Source organism: Xanthobacter sp. BG11Y11_SDJG (assembly GCF_057364445.1).
Map to the genome: position 1 here is coordinate 1 of NZ_JBNFNU010000836.1, position 697 is coordinate 697.

General features: G+C 77.2%; 1 protein-coding gene. It reads left to right on the forward strand.

The genetic code is table 11. From position 1 onward, the window contains the following. Window positions 1-697 (forward strand): hypothetical protein (locus AC2W7M_RS26850; protein ID WP_486136269.1); only part of this gene is annotated, 697 nt, incomplete at both ends.

The window sequence follows — 697 nt, forward strand, 5'->3', positions numbered from 1 at the left end:
GCGACGGCCGCCGCCGCGCTCGACGGGCCGGCGCGCGGCTCGACCTCGACCTCGCTCTGGACGGGTTCGACCTCGACCCGATCATCGCCGCCTTGCGCGCCCGCCGCCGTCAGCTCCGGCGGCGGGGCCGACGCCAAGCTGACGCTCAAGGGCCAGAACCTCTCGCTCGCGGGGCTGCCGGCGCGCGGCCTGCAGATCGACGCCGCCGCCACCGGCGGCAGCTGGCGCGTCTCCCGCCTCAGGGTCGACGACCTCGGCGGCATCCGGCTGGACGGCGCCGGCTGGATGGAGAATTTCTCCACCGCCCCGCGCGGCGAGCTGAACCTTGCCGTGACCGGCGCCAAGGCCGACGGCCTGGTGCCGGTGGTGCGCCTCATGGTGGGCGACGCCTCCGCCGACGTGCTCGCGCGCCTCCTGCCGGTGGCCGGGCCGGTGAAGCTCACCAGCGCCGCGGTGTGGTCGCAGGGGGGCGGCCGCTCGGTCTCCGCCGAAGGCACGCTCGGCCTGCTGTCGGGCACCGTGACCTTCCAGCGCCCCTCCCAGGGCGTGCCCATGAGCGTCGCCGTCAAGGCGGACGCGGCCGATGCCGGCCGGATGCTGGCGGCGCTCGGCGCCGAGGGGCTCGGCCCGCGGCTCGGGGCCGCCACCGGCCAGTTCTCGGCCGATCCGCTCACCGACGGCGAGTATCGCGTGCGCG